This is a genomic window from Gloeotrichia echinulata CP02 (assembly GCA_038087035.1).
Lineage (GTDB): Bacteria > Cyanobacteriota > Cyanobacteriia > Cyanobacteriales > Nostocaceae > Gloeotrichia > Gloeotrichia echinulata.
The window spans coordinates 1070830-1087419 of record CP051187.1; the positions used below are offsets into that span (position 1 = coordinate 1070830).

13 protein-coding genes are annotated in these 16590 nt (G+C 42.4%); 6 read left to right on the forward strand and 7 right to left on the reverse strand.

The genetic code is table 11. The annotated features are described in order from the left end of the window. Positions 1-35 precede the first annotated feature (35 nt). The 4 genes from HEQ19_04865 to metK all read left to right on the forward strand — a co-directional run bounded on the left by HEQ19_04865 (position 36) and on the right by metK (position 6988). Positions 36-422: a hypothetical protein gene (locus HEQ19_04865; GenBank protein WYL98943.1), complete on the forward strand. Its 387-nt coding sequence runs from the start codon at positions 36-38 to the stop codon at positions 420-422. 366 nt (positions 423-788) lie between these two features. Continuing rightward, positions 789-2321, forward strand: a complete 1533-nt coding sequence (locus HEQ19_04870; protein ID WYM03263.2) for a ferric reductase-like transmembrane domain-containing protein — start codon at positions 789-791, stop codon at positions 2319-2321. Positions 2322-2767: 446 nt separating this feature from the next. Next, positions 2768-5779 (forward strand): HAD-IC family P-type ATPase, encoded by a 3012-nt coding sequence (locus HEQ19_04875; GenBank protein ID WYL98944.1) that lies wholly within the window; start codon positions 2768-2770, stop codon positions 5777-5779. Between the two features lie 18 nt (positions 5780-5797). Continuing rightward, positions 5798-6988 (forward strand): methionine adenosyltransferase, encoded by a 1191-nt coding sequence (metK, locus tag HEQ19_04880; GenBank protein ID WYL98945.1) that lies wholly within the window; start codon positions 5798-5800, stop codon positions 6986-6988. A 346-nt stretch (positions 6989-7334) separates the two neighbouring features. Here metK and HEQ19_04885 read toward each other — a convergent pair whose 3' ends face one another. Then, positions 7335-7583, reverse strand: a complete 249-nt coding sequence (locus HEQ19_04885) for a hypothetical protein (GenBank protein WYL98946.1) — start codon at positions 7581-7583, stop codon at positions 7335-7337. Between the two features lie 390 nt (positions 7584-7973). Between HEQ19_04885 and HEQ19_04890 the strand changes: the two genes are divergently transcribed. After that, positions 7974-8087 carry a hypothetical protein gene (locus HEQ19_04890; GenBank protein ID WYL98947.2) on the forward strand — a complete coding sequence of 38 codons (114 nt, stop codon included), beginning with the start codon at positions 7974-7976 and terminating at the stop codon, positions 8085-8087. A gap of 249 nt (positions 8088-8336) precedes the next feature. Here HEQ19_04890 and recR read toward each other — a convergent pair whose 3' ends face one another. The 6 genes from recR to HEQ19_04920 form a co-directional block, all read right to left on the reverse strand. Next, on the reverse strand, positions 8337-8894 hold the full coding sequence (gene recR / locus HEQ19_04895) for a recombination mediator RecR (GenBank protein ID WYM03264.2): 558 nt from the start codon (positions 8892-8894) through the stop codon (positions 8337-8339). Between the two features lie 394 nt (positions 8895-9288). Further along, the gene (locus HEQ19_04900; GenBank protein ID WYL98948.1) at positions 9289-10479 is read right to left on the reverse strand and encodes a DNA cytosine methyltransferase; all 1191 of its coding nucleotides are present in this window, start codon (positions 10477-10479) and stop codon (positions 9289-9291) included. An 87-nt stretch (positions 10480-10566) separates the two neighbouring features. Next, complete coding sequence (locus HEQ19_04905) at positions 10567-10917, reverse strand: hypothetical protein (GenBank protein WYL98949.1); 351 nt, start codon at positions 10915-10917, stop codon at positions 10567-10569. Next, the gene (locus HEQ19_04910) at positions 10918-12189 is read right to left on the reverse strand and encodes a tetratricopeptide repeat protein (GenBank protein WYL98950.1); all 1272 of its coding nucleotides are present in this window, start codon (positions 12187-12189) and stop codon (positions 10918-10920) included. Between the two features lie 251 nt (positions 12190-12440). Next, positions 12441-13523, reverse strand: a complete 1083-nt coding sequence (gene psbA / locus HEQ19_04915; GenBank protein WYL98951.1) for a photosystem II q(b) protein — start codon at positions 13521-13523, stop codon at positions 12441-12443. A 333-nt stretch (positions 13524-13856) separates the two neighbouring features. Next, positions 13857-14207: a histidine triad nucleotide-binding protein gene (locus HEQ19_04920; protein ID WYL98952.1), complete on the reverse strand. Its 351-nt coding sequence runs from the start codon at positions 14205-14207 to the stop codon at positions 13857-13859. Positions 14208-14262: 55 nt separating this feature from the next. On the opposite strand from HEQ19_04920, the gene HEQ19_04925 reads away from it, so the two are divergent. Further along, complete coding sequence (locus HEQ19_04925; protein WYL98953.1) at positions 14263-15801, forward strand: YifB family Mg chelatase-like AAA ATPase; 1539 nt, start codon at positions 14263-14265, stop codon at positions 15799-15801. Positions 15802-16590: the final 789 nt, after the last annotated feature.

The following is a 16590-nucleotide window of genomic DNA, read 5'->3' on the forward strand; positions in this document are numbered from 1 at the left end:
TAGCATAGTCAGATATAGTCTAAAAGACAGTCCTAATGAAATTATCTGATTATGCTAAAACCTTGGGGATTTCGTACCTTACCGCTTGGCGACATGACAAAGCAGGTAAAATACCATATCCAACAGAGCAACTTCCCACGGGTACGGTAATTGTTGATTACGACCCAATACTGCGTAGGATTTGCAGGGGAGGCATGGGAGGCAGGGGAAGCAGGGGAGGCAAAACTCAACGCCAGCCTCCATTTCTCCCCCTGCTCCAAGAGCTTGCCTCAACCAAGAAATTTGTTAACCGAGCAGTATTGGATTACGACCCGAAAAAGATATCAGGGCAAAGCGCAAAACCGAAAAAATTGGGATCTTCCGTACTTAGCGTGCTGAATTTGTTAAAAAATAAGTTTGAAACCCTTGCGTGGCTCCGATAAAAGCCATTATTTTTTGTATTTGAGCTACTGTTACTAAAAATCAAATTATAAACGCCTGTAAGCCTTGTTATTAAAGCAATTTAATCGACTTTCATTAATAATTAAGCACGCTACACACGCAAGAGCCAAAAACTTTGGCTACAGCGATTGTTTTTGAATATATCCCACATTCCGCACCCAGTAGTGTCACACAGCATAATTACTTAGAATATAGGATTATTAGACTACTAATTATACCTTTTAAGCGCAGCTTATCTGTTAATATAATGATAATATGTATAATACATAACTTTATGTTCTCATCAAAATCAGTAAAATACGATTGTGACATGTTAAATCACTCATTGGAACTATCACTACCCAATTATGTTCATATTGCATCTAGATACTGTTCCGTTTCCTAATTTGCTGGGTTTTTTATCTTTATTCGCTTACATTTGCACGTTATTACCGAGTAATATTAGAGTCGTTTTTCCAGCGATAAAAAAATCAAAAATAATAATTAAATTATTGCAATATCGCCGAGAAATCGGTGTATTAGCTTTCTTATTAGCTGTAGGTCATGGTTATTTATTAGTAATCAAGAGGAATTTTGATTTTTTTGATATTAAAACTTACGGAGTGTATATTCATGGCAGCGCCACATTTATTATATTCACCTTACTAGCTTTCACCTCTAATAATTGGAGTGTAAAAAAACTCAAAGCTAATTGGCGACAGTTGCATAAATTAACCTACTTAGCAATGTTCTTATTATTTTGGCATGTTCACGACAAAATGTTGGGACATTGGAGTTGGGCGACACCGTTGGCATCTTGTGGAATCACATTAGTAATTATTTTGTTTTTCAGAAGAAGATGGTTGGAGCAAAAAAAGAAAGATTTTATCAATCATCAAGCTTTTAATTTCGTCATTATTGGTTTATTGTTTTTTGCTACCACACTTGGATTAGACAAGGTTAGATCGCTTTCAAATGCAGCGACTAATGATTCAAATCAAGAACAGCAAAGAATCAGGACTTTCCATGATAGAGCATGGGTTTATTCAGTCGCAATTAGTCCAGATAATCAAACTCTCGTCAGCGGTAATTATGATAAGAGTGTTAATATATTTAATCTCAATACTGGCAAATTAATTCACACTCTTAATGGACACGTATCCGCTGTTGAATCCGTCGCGATTACCTCTGATGGAAATGTTATAGCTAGTGGTAGTTGGGATAAAAAAATTAAGTTGTGGAATTTAAAAACGGGGAAACTAATCCGCACCTTATCTGGACATTCAGATGATGTAAAAGCGATTGCTTTCAGTCGGGATGGAAAAACTTTAGCTAGTGCTAGCTGGGATAAAACTGTTAAGCTGTGGGATGTAGAAACTGGTAAAATACTCCGGGTTTTCCAGCATTCCGACCCAGTGAGAACAGTGGCTATTAGTCCAGATGGGCAGATGATTGTGAGTGGTTGTGAAGATGGCAAAGTCATCATTTGGCAGATGACTAGTGGTAAATTAAACATACCTCTGGCGGCGCATAATCAAGCAGTTCGTTCTGTAGCCTTCAGTGCTGATGGTCAAACTCTGGCTAGTGCTAGTAATGACCAAACAATTAAGTTATGGAATCTCCAGACTGGACAGTTACTCCATACTCTCCCAGGACATAAAAACGCAATTTATTCTGTAGCCTTCAGTGCTGATGGTCAAACTCTCGCTAGTGGTAGCTATGATCAAACGATTAAGTTGTGGAATCTACAAAATGGACAGTTGATTCGTACTCTCCCAGGACATAAAAACGCAATTTATTCTGTAGCCTTCAGTGCTGATGGTCAAACTCTCGCTAGTGGTAGCCAAGATGCAACTATTAAGATTTGGCGATTGTCTAAGGGGCTAGGGATTAGGGATTAGGGATTAGGGATTGGGGATTGGGGATTGGGGCGTGTTTTCAAACTATTTGTTGAGATATCCCTAAATCCAGATGATACCAGCTTCTGGGGCAGGGCAATCTTACCTACTCATATCTTGCCGCAGCGATGTCATGCACAACTTTAATCACTAGGTTATTTATAGATTTTCGCTCTTCTGACAGATCCGCCACTGACTATAAGTCAGTGTCTCATAGCTGAATAGCACTAAGTTACAGCCATTTTCAGGTAAATAGACCACGCTTTTGGGGCGCAAGGCCTTGCGCCCCTACGAAGATCTATAGTATTAATTATATTAAAAGTAATGTTGTTATTCCTAGAGATAGAATTAAATAAGGAATACTGTAAATTATAATGGAACCTGGCAAATAAAGAAGGAAAAATCTATAGTTATAGATTTACAGTGGCATTAGAGGAGCAATAATTGCTGTGATTCAAGCAATCCATACTAGTGTTAAAGGTAGAGTTAGATACAAAGTTAAGGAACTTTATCGTTCACATTCTCTGAAAGAATATTTGGAGCGATCGCTCTCCAATATGGCAGAGATAATATCGGTTTGCGCTAATCCGTTAACCAGCAATATATTGGTAATTTTTCAGACAGATACTAACTATCGCAGCGTTGGATTTTTGATTGAAAAACTTATTTTAGATTACAAAAAACAAAATAAAGAACTTCAGCCAGAGAAATTATCAAAACAGCAAAGAAAACATAAAAACCTTGTTATAAATGCCCAAGCACAAAAGATAGAAAATTGGCATTTAATGGAAGTACCTCAAGTTCTTGATGAATTCCAAACTTCAAAAGCATCAGGATTATCTACTGAGTTGGCTACGGAAAACCTCAAGAAATATGGACAGAATATTCTAGGAGAAACTGCTACTCGTTCGGATTTGAGTATTTTAATTGAGCAATTTAAATCTTTACCAGTGGCTTTACTTGGCGTGGCGGCGGGGATTTCGGTCTTTACTGGGGGAATTGTTGATGCTGTAGTGATTCTGGGTGTGATTGGTCTAAATGCGGTGATTGGTTATGCGACAGAAAGCCAGTCAGAAAGAATTATTAATGCCCTCAAAAGTCGGGAACAAACATTAACTTGGGTAATTAGAGATAGTCATCAACTAGAAATACCGACAGAAAATATTGTCTTAGGAGATATTTTAGTTCTCAAACCTGGTATTTATGTAGCCGCAGATGCTCGACTGATTGAGGCAGATAATCTGAGTATAGATGAGTCTGCCCTAACTGGAGAAAGTATACCAATCACCAAAATAACTGAATCCTTGATTGGTGAAGACTTCCCGTTAGGCGATCGCTTCAATATAGTTTATAAAGGAACTTTAGTCACCGGTGGTCAAGGACTAGCTGTGGTGGTGACGACGGGAAAATTTACAGAAATGGGTAAGATCCAACAACTGGTTGGTGAAGCAACCACCATGCAAACCCCCCTAGCCAAACAACTAGATAAGGTAGGAACTCAACTGGTTTTAATCAGTATGGGAATTTGCGGTCTTGTCTTTGGAATGGGACTGTTACGGGGATATGGTTTAGCACAAATGTTGACAACATCTATATCCTTAGCGGTAGCTGCAGTTCCCGAAGGTTTACCCACAATTGCGACCACAACCCTAGCCTTGGGTATCAGAGATATGAGGAAAAATAACGTCCTCGTTCGCAGTTTGAATGCGGTGGAAGCGTTAGGTTCTGTACAGACAATTTGCTTAGATAAAACCGGGACTATTACCGAAAATAGGATGTCCGTGGTCGAGATACATGCAAATAGTCGATACATCACCGTATCTGATGGTGAGTTTATCGCCCAAGGAGAGAATATCAACCCCTATACTTGCGATGAACTGTTAAAACTGATTCATGTTTCGGTTCTGTGCAATGAAACTCAAGTCAGCAAACAAGGAGATGGTCAGTATGTTGTGACCGGTTCAGCCACGGAAAATGCCCTAATTTATATGGGAATTAGCGCTGGGGTGGATATCATACAGCTAAGACAAAAATATTCCCTTGTGCAAACTAACCTGCGCTCAGAAAACCGTAATATCATGAGTACAATTCATCGAACTGATGAGCAACAGCAGTTTGTGGCTCTTAAAGGTAATCCTGCCGAAGTCGTCGAGATTTGCCAAAGGCGGATAAAACATGGGGAAATAGTACCTTTAACAAAAAAAGATAGAGAGGCGATTGAAATGGAAAACGATCGCATGGCAGGTAAAGCGCTACGGGTGTTAGGAATAGCTTATGCTGATATAGATGAGGTTAACAACGGCAATCATTATGAGTCAAACCTAATCTGGTTAGGACTTGTAGGTATGGCAGATCCCATCCGTAAAGGGGTCAAACAATTGATTGCGGACTTTCATCAAGCGGGGATTGATACAGTGATGATTACTGGCGATCAAAGTCCAACCGCCTATGCGATCGCTAAAGAATTACAATTGAACAGAGATCCCCAACTAGAAATTCTCGATTCTACCAACCTCAATAATCTCACGCCTGAAGCCTTAATCGCACTCAGTGATAAAGTAGATGTATTTGCCCGCATCAGTCCTAGCAATAAACTGCAAATCGTTCAGGCTTTGCAAGGCGCCGGTAAAGTTGTCGCCATGACCGGCGATGGAATTAACGATGCACCAGCCCTGAAAGCCGCACAAGTTGGCGTAGCAATGGGTAAAGACGGCACCGATGTAGCGCGGGAAGTTGCAGATATTATACTCGAAGATGACAGGCTAGAAACGATGATGATTGCCGTCAGTCGAGGACGAACAATCTATAACAACATCCGCAAATCCGTGCATTTCCTCTTATCCACCAACCTCAGCGAAATCATAGTCATGACTACAGCCACCGCAGTTGGTATTGGTGAACCCTTGAATGCGATCCAACTCCTGTGGCTAAATTTAGTTACCGACATCTTCCCCGGTCTTTCCCTGGCGATGGAAGCACCAGAACCAGAAGTTTTGAGTCAGCCACCCCGCAGTCCTGACGAACCAATTATCAAAAATTCCGATTTTGGCAGAATTGCCTTTGAGTCTGCAATCATCTCTGCCAGTACTCTAACAGCCTATAGCTACGGCTTGACCAGATATGGTATTGGACCTGTAGCCAGCACCATTGCTTTTTTGAGCTTAACATCCGGTCAACTGCTACATACTATTAGCAGTCGTTCGGAAACCCACAGCATATTTAGTCAAGAAAGACTGCCAAATAATCCTTATTTAAATGCTGCTCTTATCGGTTCTTTTGCCATTCAAATCTTAGCTATAACTATTCCCCAACTGAGGAGTTTGTTGAAGATTGCACCAATTAATCTTGTGGATGGCTTGGTGATTGGCGGTAGTGCTTTACTACCGCTGTTAGTGAATGAAAGTACGAAACATCTTAGACCTAGTGAACAAGTTTATATCCAAGATTCTCAAGCAGCCTGATAGGCAAAGGGAATATCGATGAAAAAAGATTTTATGTTTACATCTGAATCAGTCACAGAGGGGCATCCTGATAAACTATGTGATCAAATTAGTGATGCGATTGTAGATCGGTTTTTGCAGCAAGATCATTACGCCAGGGTAATCACAGAATGTGCAGTATCTACAGGCATTGTTTTTATCGCTGCCCGATTTGAACCAAATGCCAACGTAGATTTTACTAATATAGCAAGACAGGTAATTGATCAGGTTGGGTATCAACAGTCAGAATTTAATGGTAAGACCTGTAGTATTTTGACCAGTTTAAGGGAATTACCTCCCAACCCATATCATTTATTTGATGAAAAAAGTCTATCGGATGAAGAAATAGAGCAAATTAATGTTAACAATCAAGCAACAGTTTTTGGCTTTGCCTGTAATCAAACAGATGCTTTGATGCCATTGCCAATATGGCTAGCGCACAAACTAGCCAGACAAATTAGTGAAGTGAGACGAGAAAACATTTTACCATATCTGACCCCAGATGGTAAAACTCAAGTAGGAGTTGAATATAAAAATCGCCGACCTTATAGAATTCACAGCATTACAGTTATTGCTAGTCAAACCAAAGCTGCAAAACCGCAATTGGAGCAATTAAAGAAGGATATTCGAGAAGCTGTGATTCAGCCTGTATTTGAGGATGAAGATATTAAACCAGATGAAAAGACCAGAATATTTATCAATCCTGATGGTCCATTTGTGATTGGTGGACCAGGTGTACATGCAGGGTTAACAGGCAGAAAAAATGCCATAGATACTTATGGTGAATATTCCAAACATAGTGGTTCAGCTTTAAGTGGTAAAGATCCCATTCGGATAGATAGAGTAGGTGCTTATGCTGCTCGTTATGCTGCCAAAAATGTCGTAGCAGCCCAAATTGCTGATGAATGTGAAGTGCAACTAAGTTATTCTATCGGACTTTCTCGACCTGTGAGTATTCAAGTAGAAACTTTTGGCACGGGGAAAATTTCTGATGAAGAAATCACCACAGTTTTAGAGAAGCATTTTGATTTCCGTCTTGCAGGTATTATCAAACAATTTAATTTGAGATATCTACCTTCACTTGCTAACGGTGGCTTCTATAGAAAACTTGCTGCTTACGGTCATGTGGGTAGGATGGATCTAGAGCTTCCTTGGGAAAAAGTAGATAAAGTTGCAATACTGCTTGGTTAAGCCCGAAACCCCGTCCCTACCTTCGTACTTGCTCATGGCTAAAGTAAGCTTTTAGCTTACTAGGTAGGATTTTAACCCATTTCAATGGGTTTAAGCTAAAAGCTAGAAATTTATTTCCTCGCTCACAACCTACGCAGTATAGCGTTTCTCGCCCTAGTGAGGTACATCGGTAAGGGCACGGCAGTGCCGTGCCCCTACATCGCGTGATACAATTTTGTACCTCATCTGAATAGGAAGTGCTTTTTTGGATAAAGTTGGTGTGTTTTAAATCAGTCTGAATAGATTTTTCAACTGTGATCAAGCTACGTCCAAACTTCTCCATTAGAATCCTGGTAAGTGGTGCGGCTTAAGCAGCAAAGGAATTTAATACTCGTGTCACTGCGTCAATAAATTTTTCACCCCAAATGCTGGATAGTAACCCACATGATATAATCAGCAATGATGCAATGCCTACTTGAACTAAGTTCAAATCTATGGACGACCCATAGGAGATAGGAATGCTTACCACAAAAGCACCAAGTGCAGCACCACCAAGAAATCGGTAGATAAGTTTAGCGCGGGAACGAAGTTTTAGATCAGTGTTTTCAGAAGTCATAAAGGGTTCCTTCAAAATCGTGACATACTCCCACACTGACTGCAAGCAGTACAGTGTGGGCTTCTCACCCAATCCAGCTATTGCTTCGGAGGCGATGAGCTTTGTTTAGAGTCCACGAGATGCCCCTCCGCAGACTTGAACAATACAAAAATGTTCAACACCTGTGTACTGTCAGAGTTTTACCTACCCACAGAATCGACACACAAATGCCTGTTACTGGGTAGAACCCCATACTCTGAGTTGTCTTGGCGCAGCCTCTCCCTTTGGGAGAAGGTTCAGATTAAGGATGACCAACATTTTCGGCTTTGCCATCCAGTATCATTGTAATAGAAATATCATTACAGTGTAATGGTAAAAGTAAATTTAAATATCCGTGTAGAACAATCAGAGATGGAAATATTAGAAAGCTATGCAAAGCATTCAGGAAGAACCAAAACAGATATTATTCGTGAATACATTAGGAACTTGGCGATTCGTCGCCCACCCCATCACCCATCTGATTGAAATCAAATATTGTTCGGGGGTGGAACTCCGCACTTCGTGCCGCTCCGCTAACATCGCCCAAAAATTCATCTCATCGCTCCTGCTTTCCTTCGGAACGCTAACGCGAACGCAGTGAGCGAGAGGCTTCTTTTTGTTCAAGCTAAACAATATCATATATATGATGCACTACTCACCTTTATTACCAAAGAAATGGGTTAGAGCCAAAAAGCTTAACCCGTGACTGTGACGCCTGCTCCGGTTCTGTAAAACCTAATCCAACTCCCGGCGTCCTTCCAAAGCCCTTGCTAGCGTCACCTCGTCAGCGTACTCCAAATCACCACCCACAGGCAAACCAAAGGCAATCCGCGTCACCTTGGTAAAGGGTTTCAGTAGCTGACCGACATATAGTGTAGTGGTTTCCCCTTCCACACTCGGACTAATTGCCAAAATAACTTCTTGAGGTTTTTGTTGACTCACGCGCCTAACTAAAGCTTGGATAGTCAACTGTTCTGGTCCAATACCATCCATAGGGGAAATGACCCCACCCAAAACGTGATATTTACCTTTATACTCGCGGGTTTTTTCCAGCGCAATCACATCACGAGAATCTGCAACTATGCAGATAGTGCTATTGTCGCGGTTAGGGTTGCGGCAGATTTCACAAACCGGTTCAGCAGATAGGTGATAGCAGACAGAACATAAACCTATCTGTTTTTTGGCATCAATCAGGGCTTGTGCTAAAGCCTCTACTTCGGCTTCTGGGCGCTTCAAAATATGCAAAGCTAGGCGCTGGGCTGATTTTGGCCCAACTCCAGGTAGGCGTTGCAATTGCTCAATTAACCGTGCTAAAGGGCGTGCGTAAACCGTTGTCTTGCCTCCAGTGTGTTCTCGCCTTAACTATGATGACATTCTTGGGGCGTTTTGGAGCGGTGATTTGGCCGGTTAACTGATGAGGGGTCTTGCTCGTACCCCAAAAATCTAAAATCCAAAACTTGTACTGAGCGTACCACTACGTGGAAGCAAGCTACGCGCAGCGTCCCGCTCTTAAGTCGTTGGCGTAGCCTCTCGTAGAGAAGTATCCAAAATCTAAAATTCGGAGGGTCAATACAGTTCAGTTAAGGAAAATTGTCGTAGTAGTCTGTCAATTTTGTTTTGAGGGATTTTTGGTAGTGTGAGCGTCTCGCTCACGCGGGCAAGATGCCCGCACTACAGTCCATCATTTTTATCTTGACAGAGTACTAGCTGTTAATTCCTGCAAATGGTCGCGGATGCTAGAAGCAATAATATACGCAAGGGTGACGGGAACAGCATTGCCTATTTGACGCATCGACTCACCCCAAGTACAGGGGAAATAATAATCATCGGGGAAAGTCTGCAACCTTGCCGCCTCACGCACCGTAAAATAACGCACTTCCCCAGATGGCAATGCCAGCATATTCTCTCCTCCAGGAACACCATGTACTCCTGCTTTCAAAGTTTTTGCTGGTTCATCCACAGGACTACCCGTGTGTCCTGGGTAACTTCTAGCCCCGGTCATATAAACATGGTTGGGTATCGATGAAGCTATATCAATATTTTCAGGTGGTGGTAGGTCAGAAATAGCATCCCGGACGGTACGCCAAGGGGGAGCGATTGTACCCAAAAAATTGGCTCCAAATCGTTCTAAACGCAATCGCAATTTTGCCGACATCTCTGGACGGTCATTACTAGAAATACTGTGCCTCTCCCAATACTCACCTGTCGCCCACTTGCGCCAAATCAACGCTTCTTCGGTATGGGTTGGTTCGGGAAATGACCAATTAGCATTGAGATCGGCACGAAAGCCAACAATAAAAACCCGTTCCCGCTTTTGCGGTATGCCATAATCAGCCGCATTCAGCAAGCTAAAAGTAACACGATAACCAAGGCTATCACTAGTACCACTATTGTGATGCCCTTCCAACCGCGCCTGGTGGTCAATCCAAGACTCATCCTGTTTGGGTTGAACTTCCGGGTGGGCAAGCTGTAAAATAATATATTCAAAATAATTGATAAAATTTTGACGCAGCAACCCCCGCACATTCTCAATCAAGAAGGCTTTAGGACGTAACTCACGCACCGCTTGAAAAAACCGGGGAAACATATCCCGCGAGTCTTGATGGGCACCATGTCTACCGCCAATTGAAAACGGCTGGCACGGTGGACCACCAGCCAGTAAATCTATTTCTCTATCAACAGTAGAAAAATCAAAATCTACCACGTCCATCTCATGGACGCACCAGTCGCTAACAACGGAAACCCCGCGCTGTTGATTTTCACGAATAGTGTGGCAACTGTGTTTATCGCGTTCGACGAGTGCTAAGTGATGGAAGCCAGCCATTGCTGTTCCTATAGCCAAACCTCCAGCACCTGTAAATAACTCTACTGATTTCACGGATTCTAATTTAGCAGCGGACGTTGTAAGAAAACTTAGTAAATTAAATCTAAATTATTATAGATTATAAATATAACTATTTACTATCTATTTTTTATCCGGCGGTGAACAAGTATTCGCCACACCCCAAGGTACACCATCATCAGGTACTGTCCAATTTGTTTTGTTAAAATCACACTGAATGACAACTTTTACCCCACTCGCCACTCGTAATAGATCGCCTAAATAAAGCTTTTCGCCTGTTTGTGTCAAGGTGTAGTTTTTGGATTTTTCCCGCTTGAGTTCTACTCTGCCGCCTTGTATTTTAATAATCTCAGCAATATAATTTTGGGGTTGTCGTTGTGCTAAAGCATATTTGTTGAACTCAAGGGAGAACCCATAAACTGAAGCTGAAAGCATTAAACTACAAACTACTGGGACAGACTCTCTAGGTATCATTTACTTTTCTCCCATTTTTCGCAAGTGTTGACGCGCTACTCCTATCCACATATCTTCATCTATCTTTGTTTGAACCCCTTTGGCGGCGCAAAGTTCCCACATTTGACTTGCACGTTGCGGTTCTTTTTTCTCTTGATCTAATACGAACGCCAGTAAGCAGTAAGCAAGTGCTTGTTGATTTTTGAGCTTTGAGTTGATGTTAATATCAAGCGCCTCACTTAGCAAAGGTTGTGCTTCGGAATAGCGTTTTTGTCCTAACCTTGCCCAACCCATATATGTGCGGTTATAATAAGCTGTTTCTGGGTCGTCTTTAGCTTCCTTCGATCTGCCGTCGGTAAGTATGGCGACAGCTTTGGAATAGTTATCTGTGTCTTTGGTCGCTTTGAGGATATACAGGCGAGCTAATCGATAGTAAGCCTTATAATATTCTCCTTTCACAGCTAGCTGATATGCCTCATTAGCACGTTCATCTTGTTGTAAAACTTCGTAAACTCGTCCGATATTATAGTTAGCTGCTGGATAGTCGGGATTTAGTTTAAGTGCGCGATTTAAGTAATTTTCGGCACTGGCTAATTGACCTTGATTATAGGCTTGTTCGGCAAAATAATTATACTTTTCAGCAATTAATGGTAATCCCATTTGATGAAAGCCAAATAAACCCAGAAACAGTAATAATGAGAATAGAAAACTAACTTCATGCCACCAATGTTTAGGAAGTTTTAGACTAGATAGAATCTCTTCAATAGCTTCCTGTCCAGTTGTTGTTAAAGCACTACCACCTGCTAGCAAAGCTAATACACTTTGAACAATCACAGCCAAGGTGCCGACAAAATCAGGTCCACTGCTCAAAAACTGTGAGGAAATATCTACCCCTAAACTGACAGAAGCTGCTAGCAAGGTGAGAGAGAGAAAACTCCACAACCAATCATAGCGCTCTGACCAAGGTAATGTTAGGGAGTCAAGAAACCACCACCAAGATTCTTCTGAAGGATTCAAATATGTTCGCCACTTAGACAAGTGAGTTGAATAGTTAATACTTTTAAATTGTTTTTTTAAGCGGTCATCCAACTTCTTGAGATTGTTGAGCAGATTTCTAGAAATAAGCTGGACTGACTTATCTATTGCTACTTGAACTTCCTGGCGAGCGATGAGAGGATGTAAAATTTCTTCTGTTGATAGTTTAGATGAGTCACCTGCTTTTAAAGCCTTTTCGAGGGCGTTGAGGGAATCAGTATATTTTTGAATAGCGTGGTCTAACTCTTTGTTAAGCATTTTACACCCCCAGCGATTTGTCTGATTCTGACTACAAGTGATACAAGTACAAATCCCGATTGTATCACCGAAAAATCTTGATCAGCAGACAAAAGCAAGGGACACTTCGGCAAGCTCAGTGCATCGCTGGGGACACTTCGGCAAGCTCAGTGCATCGCTGGGGACTGGGGACCGAAATTTAAATTTTCTTTCGATAAAAAAACGCCCCCCGTTTCCGGAGGGCGTTTTTTTATTCAGTTAACAGTCAAATATTAACCGTTGATTGCAGGAGCAGCCAAAGCAACAGGAGCAACTTCAGCAGCAGCTAAGTCTAAGGGGAAGTTGTGAGCGTTACGCTCGTGCATTACTTCCATACCCAGGTTAGCGCGGTTGATTACGTCTGCCCAAGTAGGAATGACGCGACCTTGAGAATCAATTACTGATTGGTTGAAGTTGAAACCGTTCAAGTTGAAAGCCATTGTGCTGACACCCAAAGCGGTAAACCAGATACCGATTACAGGCCAAGCAGCTAACAAGAAGTGCAGAGAACGGCTGTTGTTGAAAGAAGCGTATTGGAAGATCAAGCGACCAAAGTAACCGTGAGCAGCTACGATGTTGTAGGTTTCTTCTTCTTGACCGAACTTGTAACCGTAGTTCAAAGATTCGGTTTCGGTGGTTTCACGCACCAAGGAGGAAGTTACCAAGGAACCGTGCATTGCGGAGAACAAAGAACCGCCGAATACACCAGCCACACCTAACATGTGGAAGGGGTGCAACAGGATGTTGTGTTCAGCTTGGAACACAATCATGAAGTTGAAGGTTCCGGAGATACCCAAAGGCATACCATCGGAGAAGGAACCTTGACCAATTGGGTATACCAAGAATACTGCGGTAGCTGCTGCTACAGGTGCGCTGAATGCTACGCAGATCCAAGGACGCATACCCAAGCGGTAAGACAATTCCCACTCACGACCTAGGTAGCAAGCTACACCGATCAAGAAGTGGAAAATTACCAATTGGTAAGGACCACCGTTGTACAACCACTCATCTAAGGAAGCTGCTTCCCAAATGGGGTAGAAGTGCAAACCGATAGCGTTGGAGGAAGGAACAACTGCACCAGAGATGATGTTGTTTCCGTAAATCAAGGAACCTGCAACTGGTTCGCGGATACCATCGATGTCTACAGGAGGAGCAGCGATGAAGGCGATAATGAAGCAGGTGGTAGCGGCTAGCAAGGTGGGGATCATCAATACGCCGAACCAACCGATATAAATCCGGTTTTCGGTGCTGGTGATCCACTGGCAAAACCGATCCCATACGTTGGCGCTGGAGCGCTGTTGTAAGGTTGTGGTCATTTTTTTATGAGTGCGAAATGTGTTTATGATGTCGGGAGGCGTTTTTGCTTCCCTGTATATAACAATAGAGGCAATATTAAAAAATGTAAAGCAATATTAAGTAAATTTAACTTATGACACTGATATGTTTTTGTTATCAATGAAACTAGATTGGGGATTGGGGCGAAAGGCCTTGGGGCGCAAAGCCTTGCGCCCCTACTAGTCTGTCAATTTTGTTTTGAGGGATTTTTGGTAGTGTGAGCGTCTCGCTCACGCGGGCAAGATGCCCGCACTACAGTCCATCATTTTTATCTTGACAGAGTACTACGAAGATCTGTGTAACTAGGAATGGAATCAACCAGGAGGCCAAGCCAGGTGGCGTCCTCCCAGAATATGCAGGTGTAAATGGTAGACAGTTTGACCGCCATCAACACCAGTATTGATGACAACGCGATAACCGTTTTCGAGTCCTGCTTGTTCAGCAACACGTTTAACAGTTAACAACAGATGTCCTAATAAAGCATGATCCTGTGGTTCAGCATCAGCGAGTTTGGCTATGGGCTGTTTGGGAATCACGAGAATGTGTACAGGCGCTTGTGGATTAACATCTTTAAAGGCCAGGGCCAAATCATCTTCATAAACGATATCCGCCGGAATCTCTCGACGAATGATTTTGCTGAAAATTGTCTCTGTAGTTTCACTCATGCGGTTCACCTTACTCTTCTGCTAGAGATTCTAAAGGTTTACTGTTAAAGAAGAAATGCTTGCCAGAATCTGGAGTGCATCAATTGTAGGCATCGATGCTGTCAAAGTAGGCGTAGAAGTCGATGTCTCAGGGGGATTACCGGGAATTATCTTGTTAGGATTGCCAGATAGTGCGGTTCAAGAGTCCAAAGAAAGGGTGAAGGCGACTCTCAAAAATGCTGGTTTTGCCTTTCCTCTGCGGAAAATAGTGATTAACCTAACTCCGGCTGATTTACGCAAGGAAGGCCCCAGTTTCGATTTGCCGATCAGTGTGGGCATTTTGGTGGCTTCTGAGCAGGTTAGTGCTAATTTATTGGGAGATTATCTATTTTTAGGTGAAGTCTCTTTAGATGGTAGTTTACGTCCAGTGGCGGGAGTCTTACCCATTGCGGCTACTGCTCAAAAGATGGGAATTGCTGGTTTAGTTGTGCCGATGGATAATGCCCAAGAAGCCGCCGTAGTGGAAGGATTGGATGTTTACGGCTGCAAAAATTTGTTTGAGGTGGCTGATTTATTAAATAATCCAGGGCGTTACAAACCTGTACAGTTCGATGATAGTATGGAGAGGTTGCATCCAACATCTCTAGATTTGAGTGGTGGAGATCTAAAAGATGTGAAAGGACAGGCTCATGCTCGTCGAGCCTTAGAAATTGCGGCGGCTGGTGGACACAATTTAATTTTTGTCGGTCCGCCTGGAAGTGGCAAGACGATGTTAGCACGACGCTTACCAGGAATTTTACCGCCCTTGAGTTTCGCTGAAGCTTTGGAAGTGACTCGGATTTACTCAGTGGCTGGCTTATTGAAAAATCGCGGCTCATTAGTACGCGATCGCCCTTTTCGCAGTCCCCATCACTCGGCTTCTGGCCCTTCTCTGGTGGGTGGTGGTAGCTTTCCTCGTCCCGGTGAAATTTCTCTATCACATAGAGGTATACTTTTTCTCGACGAATTAACAGAATTTAAACGTGATGTCTTAGAATTTCTCCGCCAACCTTTAGAAGATGGCTATGTGACAATTTCCCGCACCAAACTATCTGTAATGTTTCCCGCGCAGTTTACATTGGTAGCGAGTACCAATCCCTGTCCTTGCGGTTTTTATGGTGATACTGTTCAGCCTTGTACTTGTTCTGGCCGTCAACGTGAACAATATTGGGCAAAACTTTCAGGGCCTTTAATGGATCGGATTGATTTACAAGTTGCTGTGAATCGTTTAAAACCAGAGGAAATTACCCAACAACCGACGGGAGAAGCATCAATATCAGTTCGAGAAAGAGTTCAACAAGCACGCGATCGCGCTACTACGCGCTTCCAAGAAGAACCAAATTTGCGTTGTAACGCCCAAATGATGAGTCGTCATCTGCAAAAATGGTGTAATTTAGATGATGCTAGCCGCAGTTTATTAGAAGCAGCAATTAAAAAATTAGGTTTATCCGCTAGAGCCAGCGATCGCATTCTGAAAGTAGGACGGACGATTGCAGATTTGGCGGGTGAGGATGAGTTGAAAGCCAATCATGTGGCTGAGGCGATTCAGTACCGGACAATAGATAGAATGCAATAAATATCTCAACACCGTTGATGGTTAACGATGGCGATGGGATATCTTTTTTATTGGAAATAGGACTTACACCGCTGTCATATTTTTGTCGCGGAGGTTGTCAATGGTCAAAAGTCAAGACTCCAAAAAACCGTACTTTTGACCCTCCGAATTTTAGATTTTGGATACTTCTCTACGAACGCGAGTGCGTGTCGTAGACAGAGGCTACGCCAACGACTTCCCTGCGGGACGCTGCGCGAACGCTCAGTACAAGTTTTGGATTTTAGATTTTTGGGGTACCTTGCAGACCCCATGTGTCTGTAAAAATCTAAAAGACGCTCCTACGTCGCTAACCCTGGGAAGCACGTCAATCTAAAATCCCCGAGCAAGGGACTGGAGAGTAGGTTTTGTGGAAGTCCCTAATTTTTAATTGGAAATTGTTAATTTATCAAGATTAATGGGAACTATATATACAACACAGACCCACAACCATTGTCAGTCAAATAGATAATGACGGCGGGGGCTGGTAATATCTGCGATGCTAGCATAGCACATCTATTAGATAGATTATGTGATAGTAGTTGCTTTGATTACTTTGATTAAATTAGATATATATGATTTTCGATTTTAGCCGCTATACCGGGAAATCTTGTGGTTTGAATTTACAGAATGGTCAGTCAGAATTGGGGTAGCTTTTGATGAGCAGTTGATGCAGAAGAACATACATTGCAAGGAAACAGATTGGTTTTCTTATCAAGACTAACCACTTGAGCCAATGAGGAATCAGATATTGGGAGAATGGGAGTAATTTTC